Annotated in this window: 13 protein-coding genes and 2 riboswitches; of the genes, 1 reads left to right on the top strand and 12 read right to left on the bottom strand. The window is 64.7% G+C overall.

From position 1 onward, the window contains the following. Nucleotides 1-6: 6 nt before the first annotated feature. Entirely contained in the window at nt 7-2,121 is a 2,115-nt protein-coding gene (locus JC607_RS11355) for a hypothetical protein (RefSeq protein WP_198837036.1), read from the top strand. Between the two features lie 369 nt (nt 2,122-2,490). On the opposite strand, the gene JC607_RS11350 is transcribed toward JC607_RS11355, so the two are convergent. From JC607_RS11350 to JC607_RS11295, 12 genes are all read right to left on the bottom strand, one after another. Beyond that, nucleotides 2,491-3,729 (bottom strand): aromatic ring-hydroxylating dioxygenase subunit alpha, encoded by a 1,239-nt coding sequence (locus JC607_RS11350; RefSeq protein ID WP_198837035.1) that lies wholly within the window; start codon nt 3,727-3,729, stop codon nt 2,491-2,493. A gap of 103 nt (nt 3,730-3,832) precedes the next feature. Then, nucleotides 3,833-4,047, bottom strand: a riboswitch (cobalamin riboswitch). 79 nt (nt 4,048-4,126) lie between these two features. Further along, a complete protein-coding gene (locus JC607_RS11345; RefSeq protein ID WP_198837034.1) occupies nt 4,127-4,468 on the bottom strand; it encodes a hypothetical protein in 342 nt (113 codons plus the stop codon). A 273-nt stretch (nt 4,469-4,741) separates the two neighbouring features. Next, entirely contained in the window at nt 4,742-5,227 is a 486-nt protein-coding gene (locus tag JC607_RS11340; protein WP_233092861.1) for an ABC transporter permease subunit, read from the bottom strand. Between the two features lie 221 nt (nt 5,228-5,448). Continuing rightward, the gene (locus JC607_RS11335; RefSeq protein ID WP_198837033.1) at nt 5,449-5,952 is read right to left on the bottom strand and encodes a hypothetical protein; all 504 of its coding nucleotides are present in this window, start codon (nt 5,950-5,952) and stop codon (nt 5,449-5,451) included. 26 nt (nt 5,953-5,978) lie between these two features. Continuing rightward, nucleotides 5,979-6,161: riboswitch (cobalamin riboswitch) on the bottom strand. A gap of 126 nt (nt 6,162-6,287) precedes the next feature. Continuing rightward, nucleotides 6,288-6,701: a CopD family protein gene (locus tag JC607_RS11330; RefSeq protein ID WP_198837032.1), complete on the bottom strand. Its 414-nt coding sequence runs from the start codon at nt 6,699-6,701 to the stop codon at nt 6,288-6,290. A gap of 56 nt (nt 6,702-6,757) precedes the next feature. Beyond that, on the bottom strand, nt 6,758-7,684 hold the full coding sequence (locus tag JC607_RS11325) for a glyoxylate/hydroxypyruvate reductase A (RefSeq protein ID WP_198837031.1): 927 nt from the start codon (nt 7,682-7,684) through the stop codon (nt 6,758-6,760). Nucleotides 7,685-7,826: 142 nt separating this feature from the next. Then, nucleotides 7,827-8,966 (bottom strand): rod shape-determining protein RodA, encoded by a 1,140-nt coding sequence (rodA, locus tag JC607_RS11320; protein ID WP_198837030.1) that lies wholly within the window; start codon nt 8,964-8,966, stop codon nt 7,827-7,829. A gap of 4 nt (nt 8,967-8,970) precedes the next feature. Continuing rightward, on the bottom strand, nt 8,971-10,917 hold the full coding sequence (mrdA, locus tag JC607_RS11315) for a penicillin-binding protein 2 (protein WP_198837029.1): 1,947 nt from the start codon (nt 10,915-10,917) through the stop codon (nt 8,971-8,973). Between the two features lie 12 nt (nt 10,918-10,929). Beyond that, on the bottom strand, nt 10,930-11,469 hold the full coding sequence (locus tag JC607_RS11310; protein ID WP_092898972.1) for a rod shape-determining protein MreD: 540 nt from the start codon (nt 11,467-11,469) through the stop codon (nt 10,930-10,932). Continuing rightward, nucleotides 11,466-12,479 (bottom strand): rod shape-determining protein MreC, encoded by a 1,014-nt coding sequence (gene mreC, locus JC607_RS11305; protein ID WP_198837028.1) that lies wholly within the window; start codon nt 12,477-12,479, stop codon nt 11,466-11,468. Before mreC ends, JC607_RS11310 begins: the two co-directional genes overlap by 4 nt. Nucleotides 12,480-12,562: 83 nt before the next feature. Continuing rightward, complete coding sequence (locus JC607_RS11300; RefSeq protein ID WP_092898968.1) at nt 12,563-13,600, bottom strand: rod shape-determining protein; 1,038 nt, start codon at nt 13,598-13,600, stop codon at nt 12,563-12,565. A gap of 430 nt (nt 13,601-14,030) precedes the next feature. After that, nucleotides 14,031-15,620 (bottom strand): 2-isopropylmalate synthase, encoded by a 1,590-nt coding sequence (locus JC607_RS11295; protein ID WP_198837027.1) that lies wholly within the window; start codon nt 15,618-15,620, stop codon nt 14,031-14,033. Nucleotides 15,621-15,665 lie beyond the last annotated feature (45 nt).

Below are 15,665 nucleotides of genomic sequence, written 5' to 3'. Positions count from 1 at the left end.
GGCGCGATGACGGCGCATCTTGTCTTCGATCCGCTGGTGCCCTGGCCGCTTTTATGGGCGCTTGGCGGCGTGACGCTTCTGATGCTGGCGCTGGCGCTCTGGCGTGGGCTGCCGGGCTGGTTTTTGCGCGGGCTTGGGCTGGCTGCGCTTCTGGCGGCGCTGGCCGGGCCGGGGCTGCAAAGCGAGGACCGGCAGAACCTTTCCGACATTGTGATCGTCCTGGTGGATGACAGCGCAAGCCAGGGCCTTGGCGCGCGGGCTGACCAGACGCGGCGCGCGCTGACGCGGGTGGAGGCCCAGGTTGCGGCGCTGGACAACACCGAACTGCGGGTAAAACACATCACCGATGGCGCCGACAATACCGGCACGCTGGCGATGACCGCCATGTCGGAGGCCCTGGCCGAGGAACCCCGCGCCCGGGTGGCGGCGGTGATCCTGATCTCGGACGGGCGGGTGCATGACCTTGAGATGCGCCCCGATCTGCCCGCGCCGTTCCATCTGCTGCTGACCGGCGAAGCGGCCGACTGGGACCGCCGCCTTGTGGTGCAGAATGCGCCGGCCTTCGCGATCATCGGCGAGGAATTCAAGCTGAAGCTGCGGGTTGAGGATCAGGGTCTGGTGCCGCCGGATGTGCCGCAATTTGCCGATCTGACCATCGCGGTCGATGCCGATGCGCCGCAGACCTATTCGGTGCCGGTGGGCGAGGATCTGGAACTGCCGGTCGTGCTGCCGCATGGCGGGCTGAATGTGCTGCAATTCGCCATCGGCCCGACCTCGGGCGAGCTGACCGAGCGCAACAATACCGCCGTGGTGCAGATCAACGGCGTGCGCGACCGGCTGCGCGTGTTGCTTGTTTCGGGCGAGCCACATGCCGGGGAACGCGTCTGGCGCAACCTGTTGAAATCAGATGCCAGCGTCGATCTCGTGCATTTCACCATTCTGCGCCCGCCGGAGAAACAGGATGGCGTGCCGGTGGATGAACTGTCGCTGATCGCCTTCCCGACGCGCGAGCTGTTCATTGAAAAGATTGACGAATTCGACCTGATCATTTTTGACCGCTACCGGATGCGCGGCATTCTTCCGATGTCTTACATCGACAATGTCGTCCGCTATATCCGCGAGGGCGGCACGGTTCTGGTGGCCTCGGGGCCGGAATTCGGCGCGGTCGACAGCCTTTACCGTTCGCCTCTGGCCGAGGTGCTGCCGGTGGCACCGACCGCTCAGGTCATCGAAGGCGGGTTCCGCCCGAAGATCACGGAACTCGGCCAGCGCCATCCGGTGACCGAGGGCCTCGACCGATTTGCGCCTCAGGGCGAAAATGGCGAGCCGGGCTGGGGCCGTTGGTTCCGGGTGATGGAGGTCGAGAAGCTTTCCGGCCAGACCGTGATGGAGGGGCCGGATGGCGCGCCTTTGCTGGTGCTGGACCGAGTGGATGAGGGGCGGATCGCGGTCCTGACCTCGGATCATGCCTGGCTCTGGGGCCGCGGTTATGAGGGCGGCGGGCCGCAGCTGGAGCTTTTGCGGCGGCTGGCGCATTGGATGCTGAAAGAGCCGGATCTCGAGGAAGAGGCGCTGACGGCGACCGCCAAAGGCAATGAACTGACCATCACGCGGCGCACGGTGTCCGAGGACCCGCCGGGGCCGCTGATTGTCACCGCACAGGACAGCGCGGAGGCGGGAGAGCCCGGGAAGCCGGTGATCCTTGATATGATCCAGGTGGCGCCCGGCAAGTATCAGGTGGTCTGGCAGGCGCCCGAGGCCGGGCTCTACCGGCTGGAACAGGGCGATCTGACGCGAATGATCGGTGTCGGCCCGGCCAGCCCGCGCGAATTCGTCGAAACCATCGCCTCGGGCGATGCGGTGATCGCGCCGAAATCCGCCGGCGGCCCGGCCTATGGATCGGTGACCCGGCTGGAGCCCGGCCTGCCGGACCTGCGCCAGGTGGCTGAGGGGCGGCCGGTGACGGGGCGCGGCTGGATCGGTATCACGCCGCGCGAGGCCTGGATGACCACCGAGGTGCGGCTGGCGGCTTTGCTGCCGGGCTGGGCCTGGCTTCTGCTGACCGCCGGGCTGGCCATCTCCGCCTGGCTGATCGAGGGCCGCCGGGGCGCGAAGCGCTGAGAAGGGGGCGCCCCTGCGGGGCGCTTTGCCTTCGGCGAGAGTATTTTCGTCAGGGGAAAGCTGTTGCGCCGCGCTGCCGCTTTTCCGGGCGCGGGACTGAGGGCGCATTTTGCTGGGGCGCGCGGGGGACAGCCGCTGCGGGCAGGTCGCCGGGCCTGCCGGGGGGGGGCGCCGAGTTTGATATCCGGAGAGTTTAACAGGGGCGGCGGGCGGGACGGGCGAGGTTGCGGGTGATCTGCGGTGGAGAACACCCGGCCCTCCGCCAGTCCTGCAAAAAGTGGCGGAAGGCAGCCCCTGGCCGAAGTGCCTGGCGGAGCGAGCGAGGCCCGGGCGGGGCCGGAACCCCGTTTCTTCCGGTTATGGCGCTGGTCAGGCGCGGCTGATCTCGTCGAGATACCAGGTGATGTAGCGCAGCTCGTTATATTCCATCGGTGCGATGGGACCAGGCTCGAAGTAATGCGATTTCACACCGCGCGCGGTGTGTTCGATGATCTTCTTGTCTTCCTCGGTCGTGACCTTCCAGAGCCAGGTCAGGCGGTTCAGATCGTAATCGACGCCTTCTTCGGCGCCGTCTTTCACCAGCCAGATCAGTTCCATCTCGCAGGTATCATGGGTTTTCGGGATGAAACGGTAGATCATGCCGTGATCGGGATAGCAGACCAGGAAGGTTGTGCCGCCGAGATGGATCGAGGTCACGCCGCCATCATAATCGGTGAACCGCCCCATCAAAGGTGCGAGGGGGGAGCCATCTTCGGACCCGGTCGAGGCGCCCTCGTAAAGCGCATAGCGGAAGACATCGACCGCCTCGCCGCCCCGGGCCGAATTCTGCCAGTGATTGCCCGACAGCACGGAAAGCCCGAGCGCGCAGCTCTTTTCCTCCATCGCTGCATTGAGACCGGCGATCACTTCGGGCGGTTGTTCCAGCGCGTGGGTCTGCGAATATTCCGGATGCGCCGGGCCGCAGTGATAGCATTCGACATAATTCTCGACCGCGAGCTTCCAGTTCGCGGAAATCGGATAGGTCTCGCGATGGGCGACCTTTGCCGCGCCCCAGCCATATTGGCCGATACTGGCGTGCAGGGATTGCTCCACTTGCGTGAAATCCAGTGGCTCTTTCGCGAAAGAGATGAAGACCAGCCCCTCGACCACCTTCACATGCACTTTTTTCAGTGCATGGGCGGCGCGGTCGAAATCCTTCGGCATCAGCCGGGCCGCGCGCAAAGCGCCGTCCAGAGTATAGGTCCAGGCGTGATAGGGGCAGACGAACATCTTCGCATTGCCCCTGTCTTTGGTGCAGACCTCGGCGCCACGATGGCGGCAGGAATTCAGGAGCCCATGCACCTCGCCCTGCATGTCGCGCGTCAGGATGATCTGTTCATCGCCAAGGCGGAACAGTTCGAAATCGCCGGGCTTCGGGATCACGCTTTCATGGGCCAGACAGTGCCAGTGGCGGCGGAACACCCGCTCCATATCACGGGCAAAGACGTCCGGATCCATGTAGAAATCCCGCACGAGGCCATGGCCCGGGCGGTGATCTGCGATCAGCCGCGCTATGGCATCGGGCCTTTGGTCCGGGGTGGAGAAATTATCGTCGTGAAGCGCGCCCAATCTGGCCTCCTGCTGGTTTGTCTGCTGCCCCGGGGGATCGGAGACGCAAGGTCGCGGTCCGCAGCGGACCCGGCAAAGCGCTCCTGACTGCCCGCCGCAGCCACGCTGATTTCCGCCTCAGGGCTGGTTTCCGAACACCGGGCCCGATCCCTTTCAGGGACCGACATGGCACCTTCCCTGCCGCTCCCCCGGCCAGTGGGTCCCGCCATGTTGCACGGCGCTGCCACCGTTGCCGGGCCAGCACCGGCATCGGACCGGCTTCCCATTTCTCCGCCAGACACCTCCCGATAGGGTGACACCCTGATCTGACGCGATCAGAACAGGCGCAAAGCGGAAAACTGTCCTGTCTGCGGCAAAATATGTCGAAATTGATCTCAGGCCCGGAATGTGATGCGTTTCAGGCCGCAGCCGGGCCAGCTGGCGCAGGGCTGAGCGCGAGATTGCGCGAAACCGGGGCAAAAAGCCGCTGCGGATCATGGCTGATCTCGACCGGGGCAAAGCGGGTTTCAGCGCGCAACTCAGCGATCATCGCGGTGACGAGGCCCCAGGTTTCTTCATCCAGCCCCGAGGCGGCCGCAGCCAGCAGCAGGAGATGGGGGCGGATCGCAACCGCAAGCAGCAGCGCAACCCGCTGCGCCTGACCTTTTGACAGATGCCGGGCGGGCAGGTCGGCCTCTGCGCCGAGATTCAGTTTCGCGAGGGCCTTGCGGATGTCAGGCCCCGCGCGCCCGGGCAGCACCAGCGCGATGTTATGCGCCGCCGTCAGACCGGGGATCAGCTATGGGTCGCCAAAGGCAAAGCCGATGCGCAGGTCAGGACGTCGGTGAACCGCGGCGGTGACCGGGCCGGGCAGGCCGGCGATATGGCGCAACTGCGCGGTCTTGCCGGCACCGCTTTGCCCCGTGAGGCGCAGGCTGTCGCCCCGGGGCGAGGCGGAAAGACAGCGGTCCGAACAGGCGCGGCTGATCAGGCCTGATCTGTAAGCTCACGGCTTCGACAGTCACAAGCGGGGTCATGGCCGCACCGCCTCGCGGTCAGGCCGGCCCAACAGCGCCTCAGGCGCGGCGATCAGGAGCAGGGTGACGATGGTGAGCGCAAAGAGCCGGTCCGTCATCAGCCAGGTCTGCGCCGACCGGATGGCGCGTCCAGGCCTCTGGCGTCCGCCGGGCAACTCGACCGGTAATGTGATCCGCAGCCCATTGGCCAGGGCCAGGCGCAGCGCGGGCAGGAGCGCGGTGGCCAGCGCGGGCCAGGTGATGTGACGCAACCGGCGCAGGCGCGGCATCCGGAACAGCCGTGCCATCCCGTCGAGCCCGGGGTCACCGGCGGCCAGTCCGCTGCTGGTCGCGATCCGGAAGACCGGCAGCAGCAATATGGCGACCGCCGTGATCCCCATGACCGGCCCGCCATCAAGCCAGAGGATCGGCCGGATCGTCAGCACCGCCGCCGGTATCCCCATCAGGATCAGCCGCAGCGGCGCAAGGGCCGTGCCGGCCAACGGCCAGCGGGTTGAGAGCGCGCCAAGACCAGGCCCGGCACGCAGCGCGATGAAGATCCCGGCCAGAGCCGCGGCAAGGCTCGGGGCGAGGGTCTCGAGCCAGAAGGCGCGCCCGGCGATCAGGCCCGTCAGCGCGCGGGCAACCGGCAGTGGCCCGGGCAGGATCGGCGGCAGGGGCTGGCGCGACAGCGCCTCCCAGATCGCGACAAGGACTGACAGCGTCAGAGTCCAGGACGATCACAAGGTTGGGACAGGCCTCGCCCGGATGCAGAATGCGGCGCAAGGGCCGCGCCGGTATGCAGCACCCAGCCTTCGCCATTGCGGATCGGATGGGAGATGCCACTTGCGTCGCGAATGGCCATGGCGCCGGTCATGTTGCACGCCATGAGCAAACGCCCCGCCGGCCAGCGCACCAGATCTTCCATCCCGGAACCGGCGGCAAAATGGCTGAGCGCGACCGAAAGCCCGGGCCCGAGGCGAAGCAGATCGACCCGCATCGTATCCGCCACACCCGGAAGCGTGACCCTCGTGGTCTCGCCCTCACCGGGCAGGAACCGGGCAGGTTCAATCCGGGCGAGGCCCGGTCCCGATGCCCCGGTGGCGGCCGGGCGGGCTATGTGCAGGCCGGATATGTGCGGGCCAGATGCGGGCAAACCAGGCCGGGCGGCCTCAGGCAGGTCAGGAACCGTGCGACCAGAGGCCGCCGGTGGCGCGCTATTGTCCATTCTTCCTCCGATCCGTCACACCCGACGGCTGAGCCAGAATGCAGGGTCGGTCTCCTGACTTGCGGGTCACGGCCGTCCCGTCCTTCCCATGGCCGGCTTTGCCGGGCCACAATGGGCAATCGGGGTGGCTTTCCGCTTACAATCGCGGGGGCGGTCGGATTTCGCGCGGCCTCTTCCGCCTGTCGCGGACCCCGTGGCTGTCCTGTTCCCTGCCATTCCCCCTGGGGGCAATGGCACCATGCACTGCCAGGTGCCGGCATCTCGCGCCGCAGAGGTGCCGCTGAGGTCAAGCCACCGGCGGTAGGGTGCGATGGCGGCGCCGGGTCTGAACGGGATCAGAAGGGCTTTACCACCACGGCCCAGAGAATGGCGATTACGGCAAAGACGCTGATTTCGTTAAAGATCCGCAGGAACAGGTCGCTTTCGCGGAACTCGCCACGCCGCGCCCGCCAGACCATGCGACCGGTCCAGATGTAATGGATCACCAGAAGCGCGACGAGGCTCAGCTTCAGATGCAGCCAGGGGTCAAACCCCCACCAGCCGAAAGCCAGCCAGAGCCCGGTCGCAATGGCGATCACCATCAGCCCGGCCGAAAAGCGATAGAGCCGCAGGGTCAGATCGCCGAGCGGTCCGAAAGCGCCAAGCCGCGCCCATTCGCGCTTCCAGTAGATCAGCGCGCGCGGCACCGCGAAGATCGAGGTCATCCAGCCCATTACGGCCAGAATATGAATGATTTTGATCCAGTCCATCGGCTCAGGTGGCAGATTTCCCCCTCTTTGTTCAAGGGAGAAACTGTCGCAGGGCCTCAGTAGCCCCGGGTTCGGTCCACCAGATGGAGCAGCGGCTCGCCCGTTTCCGCGCGGCGGATGTTCTCGGCAATCACCTGCGAGGCGGTCACCGCGCGGGTATCGGCGGCAACATGCGGGGTGATGGTGACCTTCGGATGCGCCCAGAACGGGTGGTCCTGCGGCAGGGGTTCGACCCGGAAGACATCCAGTGTGGCATGCGAGATCTGGCCGGCATCCAGCGCCGCGATCAGCGCGGCATCGTCAATCAGCGGGCCGCGGCCGGGGTTGATCACCACGGCGCCCGGGGCCGTCATCGCAAGCGTGCCTGCATTGAGGATATTCTGCGTGTCCGGCGTGTTGGGCAGCAGGGTGATGACGATCTGCGCATCGCGCAACGCCGCTTGCAGACCGGCCTCACCATGAAAGGTTGCGAGATCCGGGATGGATTTCGGGCTGCGGCTCCAGCCTTTGACCGGGAAATTCAGGGCCTGGAGGGCGCGGGCACAGGTGAGGCCCAGCTCGCCCAGACCAAGGAAGGTGACCGGGCGCTGGCGGGCGATGGGCGGGCAGGCGTGGTCCCAGACCCGGTCGGGATTGACGATATGGCGGTCCATGCCGAGATGATGGCGCAAGACATGGCCGGTGACATATTCCACCATGCTCTCGGTCAGGCCCGGATCGACCATCCGGGTCAGGGGCTGGGTGAGGCTTTGATTGCCCACGATCCGCTCGACCCCGGCCCAGAGCGACATGACCGCTTTCGCGCGGGTGAAGGGGGCGAAATCCTGCAAAGGCGAGGTGGGCGCGTAGAGAATATAATCAATCGCCGCAGGGTCAGGCGCTTCGGTGACGATATCGGCGCTGATACCGGCCGCTTTAAGCGCGGCGGGCAGGAGGAGTTCATATTCATCCCAGCCGGGAGCGGAAAAGAAGATCTGCATCATGGGCGTGAGCCTGCGTCGCGCTGCGCGATTTGTCCAGAGGCGGCGCCCCTTCGGGGCGCTTTGCGCGTTCCGCGCGGTGAGTATTTAAGTCAGGGGAAAGCCCATTTCCCCTTGATGCAAATACTCATCTGCTGACTGCCGCTCAGCGCGGCCGGTGGACATGGGCGCTTTGCATCAGCCCAAAGCCCACAAGGATCACCAGCATGGCCGAGCCGCCATAAGACATCAGCGGCAGCGGCACGCCGACCACCGGTGCCATGCCCATCACCATCGACAGGTTCACCGCGATATAGAAGAAGAAGTTGGCGGCGACCCCGATGATCAGGAGAGACGAGAACCGGTCGCGGTTTTGCAAGGCCGAGATCATGCAAAACCCGATGATCAGCGCGTAAAGGATCAGCAGCGAGAAGGCTCCGACAAAGCCGAATTCCTCGGCGAGCGTCGAGAAGATGAAGTCGGTCTGCTTTTCCGGCAGATAGTTCAGCCGCGACTGGGTGCCCTGCATGAACCCCTTGCCCGACCAGCCTCCGGAGCCAAGGGCGATCTTGGCCTGGATGATGTTATAGCCCGCCCCCAGCGGATCGGCAGAAGGGTCGAGGAAAGTGTCGATCCGGCGGAACTGGTAGTCATGCAGGAGCTGCCACTCGGTGCCCCGGCTCTGGAACACCGCCACCACAGTGCCCACGACCACTCCGGTCACGGCAGCGAAATACCAGTAGCTGACGCCGGCGGCGAACATCACTGCCGCCCCCGCCATCAGGAGCATCAGCGAAGTGCCGAGGTTGGGCTGCATCAGCACCAGCACCGTCGGCAGCGAGGTCAGCAGCACCGGGATCAGCACCCATAAGGGCCGCGATACTTTGCGGATATCGAGCCAGTCATAATAGGCGGCCAGCATCAGAACGAGGCTGAATTTCATCATCTCGGAGGGCTGGAGCCGCAACGGCCCGAAATCGATCCAGCGCTGCGCCCCCATGCCCACGACACCATAGAGATCGACGATGATCAGCAGCACGAAAGAGGTCAGATAGGCGATGCCCGCCATCGAGCGCCAGAACCAGACCGGCACCATGGCGACCATGAACATCAGCACCATGCCGGCGGCAAAGACCTGGGCCTGGCGCCGGGCCCAGAGGTTGAAATCCCCGCCCGCCACCGACCAGAGCATCAGGATCCCCACCGCCGAGACCGCCGTGACCAGCACGATCACCTGCCAGTTCAGGTAAAGCACCTTGCGGATGCCGGTCGGGGCCTGTTTCAGGCGGTTCTCGAAAAATGCCATTGGCTCAGGCCTGATCGGATTTGGTGAGGGCGCCGGTCTCGGGGTCGCGCAGCGGCAGGTCTTTCAGCATCGATTCGATCCGGCCGCGCTGGTCGGAAGGGTAGGCGGCCAGGGGCGGGCGGCCTCCGGCAAGGGCCGCGAGGATCACATCGCGCGCAACCGGCGCCGCCACAGTCGAGCCGCCGCCGCCATGTTCGATGATCACCGCCACCGCATAGCGCGGATTGTCATAGGGCGCATAGCCCACATAAAGCGCATGGTCGCGCCGCCGCCAGGGCAGTTGTTCGTTGCGGATCACACCCTGGCTGCGCTCGGCTGCGCTGATGTTGCGGACCTGGCTGGTGCCGGTTTTGCCGGCAAGGATCATGGTCGGATCGACGATCCGGGCCGAGCGCGCGGTGCCCGCCTGGCTGTTGACCACATCCCACATCCCCTGCCGCATCGCCGCAAGGTGGCGTTCGTCAATCCCGAGCGATGCCGGTTCGGGCGCAGCAATCTCTTTCCCGTCGATCATCCGCACGAGGCGCGGCTCTACCGCACGGCCCGAGGCGATCCGCGCCGTCATCACCGCCAGTTGCAAAGGCGAGGCCAGCACATAGCCCTGACCGATCGAGGCGTTGATCGTGTCGCCGATCCGCCAGTCCTGGCCGTAGCTTTCCTGTTTCCAGGCGCGGTCGGGCATGGTGCCCGGCACAATCGCCGACATCGGCAGCTCATGGCGGCCCCCCAGCCCGAGACGGCGGCCCATCTCGGCCATCTTGTCGATGCCGACCTTTTGCGCGATGTCGTAATAATAGACGTCGCAGCTTTTCTGCAGGCTCTGGGTCAGCGACAGCGTTCCATGGCCGCCCCGGCTCCAGCAGTGGAAGCGGCGGCCGCCGAATTCCAGATAACCCGGGCAGCGCACCTTATGGCCAAGGTCAATCGCACCTGAATCAAGCGCCGCCAGCGCGGTGACCATCTTGAAGGTCGAACCGGGCGGATAGGCGCCCGAAACCGCTTTATTCGCCAGTGGCCGGTGGTCGTTTTCGGTCAGGCTGGCATAATCGGTATGGCTGATGCCGCGCACAAAAAGGTTCGGGTTGAAGGACGGCGCCGAGGCGCAGCACAAGAGATCGCCGTTCCGGACATCCATCACCACCACGGCGGCGCTCTCACTGCCCAGGCGGGCCTGGGCGAAATTTTGCAGATCGGCGTCTATGGTCAGGCGGATATCGCCGCCGGCGACACCTTCCTCGCGGCCGAGTTCCCGCATCACCCGGCCAAAGGCGTTCTTTTCCACCTGGCGGGTGCCGGCACGACCGCGCAGCACCTTCTCCATCCAGCGCTCGGTCCCGATCTTGCCGATCTGGAATTTCGGCAGTCTGAGGATCGGGTCGGGATCCTCCTGCTCGTCGAGATCCTTTTGCGACACCGCGCCGACATAGCCGACGATATGGGCGAAATCATAGCCGCGCGGATAGATCCGCGACAGGCCGACCTCGGGGATCACCCCCGGCAGCGCCGGCGCATTGATCGCAACTTTCGAGAAATCGTCCCAGTCGAGCCGGTCTTTCACCACGACCTTCACATGCGCCGCGTTCTTCTTCACATCGGCCAGCGTCTGGTCCAGCTCTTCGGCGGTCATGGGGATCAGCCCGGCAAGGCGGTGCATCACCCGATCGACATCGCCCGCATCCTCGCGCGTGATCACCACGCGGTAATTCTGTTCATTCCCGGCGATCAGCTTGCCATTGCGGTCCTGGATCAGGCCGCGCCCCGGCGGGATCAGCTCGATCGAGATGCGGTTCTCTTCGGCCAGGAGCTTGAATTCCTCGGCCTGGTCGACCTGGAGATAGCGCATCCGCACGCCAAGCGCCGCCACCATCGCCGTCATGCCGCCGCCCAGCAAAAGGCCCCGCCGCGTGATGCTGCGGGCGCTGTCTTCCGCGTCTTTTTGCGTGCGTCTCATCAGCTCACCCGTTCACAACCGTCTGCCGAAATCATCCACCTCACCGGTGGCGGGTTTTCTCAGATCAAAAGCCAGGCGCGACAGGCCCACCACCAGCGGATAGGCGAGGATCGACCACAGCACCTGGACCACGGCGAATCCGAAAGGCGGCAGATCAACAAGGGTCAGCGTAAGCGCCAGCCGCTGCGCCAGCAACATCGCGATCATCAGCCCCGAGGCCAGCAGCCATTCGACGGCGAAATTCATCTCACGCGTCAGCGCATGGCGGCCGCGCAGGAATTCAGACGCGAGCACGACCAGCGCGGTCCAGAGCCCCGGCGGGCGCAGCAGCAACAGATCCTCGATCAGCAGCACCGGCGCGATCAGCCAGACCGGCAGGAAATCGGGGCGGCGCATCATCCAGGCGATGATCAGGCATAACAGCAGATCCGGCCCGGGAAACCGGCCCACAGCCGTGCTCAGCGGCAAAAGCCGCACAAAGAGAAACAGCCCCGCCAGCGCCAGGAAAAGCAGCCGGTATCCCCAGGGATCCATCTGCATCCGGCCGATCATTGCCCGCCCCCTTGCGCATCGGCGCCCTGGCCGGTGGCATCGCCGCCTTCGGCATAGCCGGATCCGGTTTCGCCGATCTCGCCGCTGCCGGTGGCGGGCTGGGCGGCGGCCTCGCGTTCGCCGTCAACCGTGGCCACGGGGACCGAAGGCAGCGGCGGCGCGATCAGCTGGCCGGGGTCAAGGATCGGCTCCAGCTCATGGCTGCGAAGCACGCGCAGGAATTCAAGCCGCTGGTAGTCGGCGGCGAGCACCACCCGCAGCCTGCGATCCGATCCCATCGCGACCTGGCCGACCAGCAGGCCGGCAGGAAAGACACCACCATCCCCGGAGGTCACCACCCGGTCGCCCGGACGAACCTCATCGGTGGTCTCGATGAAATCAAGAAGCGGCAAGGCACTGTTATCACCCGACAAAAGCGCCTTCTGCCCCGAAGGCTGAATGGTCACCGGAATGCGGCTTGAGGTGTCGGTGATCAGGATCACCCGGCTCGTGCGGGCGCCAATGCCCGAGATGCGGCCCACCAGCCCGATCCCGTCCATCGTGGCCCAGCCGTCGCGGATGCCGTCGCGCTCACCGACATTCAGCAGCACCGACTGACGAAACGGGCTGCCACTGTCCGCCAGCACCACACCGGTCACATGGGTCAGTTTCGGGTCGAGCCGCACATGGTTCAGATCCAGAAGCCGCGCATTCTTCTGCTCCAGCTGAAGCGCGGCCTCTTTCCAGGCCTTCATCTGCTGCAGCTCGCGCTTCAGTTCCTGATTCTGTTCATAGATGCGGGTATAGGACTGAAAGTCCTCGATCATGGTCATGGCGCGTGTCACCGGCACCAGCGCCCATTCCATATTGGGGACCACCGCATCGACCAGCGCCGCGCGGAACCGTTCCACCCTCGGGCTGTCGATCCGCCAGAGGATAAAGATCCCCAGAAGTGCCGCCACCAGCAGCCCGACCAGCAGCCGCCGCACGGGGCGGGAAAACTCTTCTGATCCGCTACGGCTTCTCGACACGCGCGCGCCCCGGTGGTGCTTGAAATGGGTTTGCCAGTGGAATCGGGGCCAGGATGACCCCGGGCTGATTCAACCGGGCCGGCTCAGATATCGTATTCGATCACATGCCGGAGTTGCTTTTCATATTCCAGCGCTTTGCCGGTTCCGAGAGCAACACAATTCAGCGATTCATTCGCGACCGAGATCGACAGCCCGGTCTGTTCGCGCAGCGCCAGATCCAGATCACCAAGGAGCGCGCCGCCGCCGGTCAGCATGACGCCGCGGTCAACGATATCAGCGGCGAGATCCGGAGGCGTTGCCTCCAGCGCCTGCATCACCGCGTCGCAGATCTGCTGCACCGGTTCGGCCAGCGCCTCGGCGACCTGGGCCTGGCTGATTTCGGTTTCCTTCGGCACGCCGTTCAACAGGTCGCGCCCCCGGATCTGCATGACCGCGCCGCGCCCGTCATCGGGCATCCGGGCCGTGCCGATCGACGTCTTGATACGCTCGGCCGTCGAATCGCCGATCAGCAGATTCTGGTGGCGGCGCAGGTAAGAGACGATGGCATCATCCATGCGATCACCGCCAACACGGACCGAACGCGCATAGACGATATCGCCCAGCGAAAGCACCGCGACCTCGGTGGTGCCGCCGCCGATATCGACCACCATATTGCCGGTGGGTTCGGTGATCGGCATGCCGGCGCCGATCGCCGCAGCAATCGGTTCCGACAGGAGCCCCGCGCGTTTCGCGCCTGCCGAGATCACCGACTGGCGGATGGCGCGTTTTTCCACCGGGGTCGCGCCATGCGGCACGCAGACGATGATTTTCAACCGGGTCCAGGTGCCGCGACGAATGACCTTGCGGATGAAATGCTTGATCATCTCTTCGGCGGCTTCGAAATCGGCGATGACGCCGTCGCGCATCGGGCGGATCGCCTCGATGGAGCCGGGCGTCCGGCCCAGCATCAGTTTCGCATCTTCGCCGACCGCGAGGACCTGCTTTTTGCCGTCCTTGGTGTGATAGGCCACCACCGAAGGCTCATTCAGGACGATGCCCTTGCCACGGATATAGACAAGCGTGTTCGCCGTGCCGAGGTCGATCGCCATGTCCGACGAGAAGATTCCGGGGATAAGCGCCATGCGGGCAGCGTCCTTCGTGTCCTGTGGATCGCGTCCCGCGCCGGGCAGATGGCGGGAAAACGACCTGTTGCACCCGCGACTCAGAGAACTCCGGCGGGCGCCTACATATAAAGAGACACAGAGTTTTGTGAAAGCCCGTGAGGACGGTTCCGGCACACATCTGCGTGCATAAAACCGGCTTGCAGTTTTGCGATATTCAACTCGCCAAAACGGGCGATTTCTGCGAGTAAACTTTACATTTTACGACATTTGGTCAGAGACGCACCCTGGTTCCGGCTAAAGGACCGGACGCGCGGTTACAGCAACCGCCGGCAACGGCGCCCGGAAGCCGGTTTCGGGAATCGGGCAGCGGGAAAACGGATGGGGCCGGGGGGAGGGCAGGAAAAGGCCGCGGTGCCACCTTTCCCTGCCCCGGTCTGGTCTGAAACCGTTACGGCGCGTCGCTGTAGGAGACCGATTTCAGATCGTCATTCGGCGCCGTTTTGGTGCGGCGCACGATCAGCCGGTTCAGCGCATTGATATAGGCCTTCACGCTGGCAACGATGGTGTCGGTATCGGCCGACATGCCGGTGACGATCCGCCCGTCTTCTTCCAGCCTGACCGAAACCGTGGCCTGGGCATCGGTGCCCGCCGTCACGGCCGCCACCTGATAGACCTGCAGCCGCGCCTTATGCGGGAAGAGCTGTTTCACGCAGTTGAAGGCCGCATCGACCGGGCCATCGCCGGTCGCATCGACATGGTGATCCACCCCATCGACCGAGAGCACCATATCCGCCTCTTGCGGCCCATCGGTGCCGCATACCACCCGCAGCTTCTTCAGCGCCAGCGTGTCATGCGCGTCGAGCGTCTGTTCATCCGCGACCAGCGCCAGGATATCCTCGTCAAAGACCTCTTTCTTGCGGTCGGCCAGCGCCTTGAACCGCACAAAGACGTCATTGAGCTGGTTATCGGCCAGATCATAGCCCAGCTCCGCCAGTTTCGAGCGCAACGCGGCGCGGCCCGAATGCTTGCCCATGACGATGTTCTTGGCGTTCAGTCCGATATCCTCGGGGCGCATGATCTCGAAGGTCTCGACGTTTTTCAACACGCCGTCCTGGTGGATGCCGGATTCGTGCAGGAAGGCGTTCTTGCCGACGATGGCCTTGTTCGGCTGCACCACAAAGCCCGAAACGGTGGCGACGCGGCGCGACAGATGCATGATCTTTGTCGTGTCGATCGCGGTGCGATAGGGCAGGATGTCGTTGCGGACCCGCAGCGCCATCACCACCTCTTCCAGCGCGGTATTGCCGGCACGTTCACCGAGACCATTGATCGTGCATTCGATCTGGCGCGCGCCAGCCTCGACAGCGGCGAGAGAGTTCGCGGTCGCCATGCCCAGATCATTATGGCAATGGGTCGCGAAAATGATCTCATCGGCGCCGGGCACACGCTCCAGCAGCATCCGGATGATCTTCGCCGATTCCATCGGATAGGTATAGCCGACGGTGTCGGGAATATTGATCGTGGTGGCCCCGGCTTTGATCGCGATCTCGACCACGCGGCAGAGGTAATCCGCCTCGGTGCGGGTCGCATCCATCGGCGACCACTGGATATTGTCGCACAGATTGCGCGCATGGGTCACGGTCTGGTGGATGCGCTCGGCCATCTGGTCCATGTCCAGATTGGGAATGGCGCGGTGCAAAGGCGAGGTGCCGATAAAGGTGTGAATGCGCGGCGATTTCGCGTGTTTCACCGCCTCCCAGGCGCGGTCGATATCTTTGAAATTGGCGCGAGCGAGGCCACAGATGGTCGAGGTCTTTGCGTTTTTCGCGATCTCGGAAACCGCGGCGAAATCGCCCTCCGAGGCGATCGGGAAACCAGCCTCGATGATATCAACGCCCATCTCGTCAAGCAGGGCTGCGATCTCCAGCTTTTCAGCATGGGTCATGGTGGCGCCGGGCGATTGCTCGCCATCGCGCAGGGTGGTGTCGAAAATCATGACGCGGGGTTGTTGGGCGGATGTGTCAGCAGTCTGTGCCATGGGGTATTCCTTGGTCTTGTTCGTCTCAGCCATGGCCCGAAATGC

This window comes from Paracoccus sp. IB05, from assembly GCF_016405985.1.
Lineage (GTDB): Bacteria > Pseudomonadota > Alphaproteobacteria > Rhodobacterales > Rhodobacteraceae > Pseudogemmobacter.
This window is presented reverse-complemented; position numbering and strand designations above follow the sequence as displayed.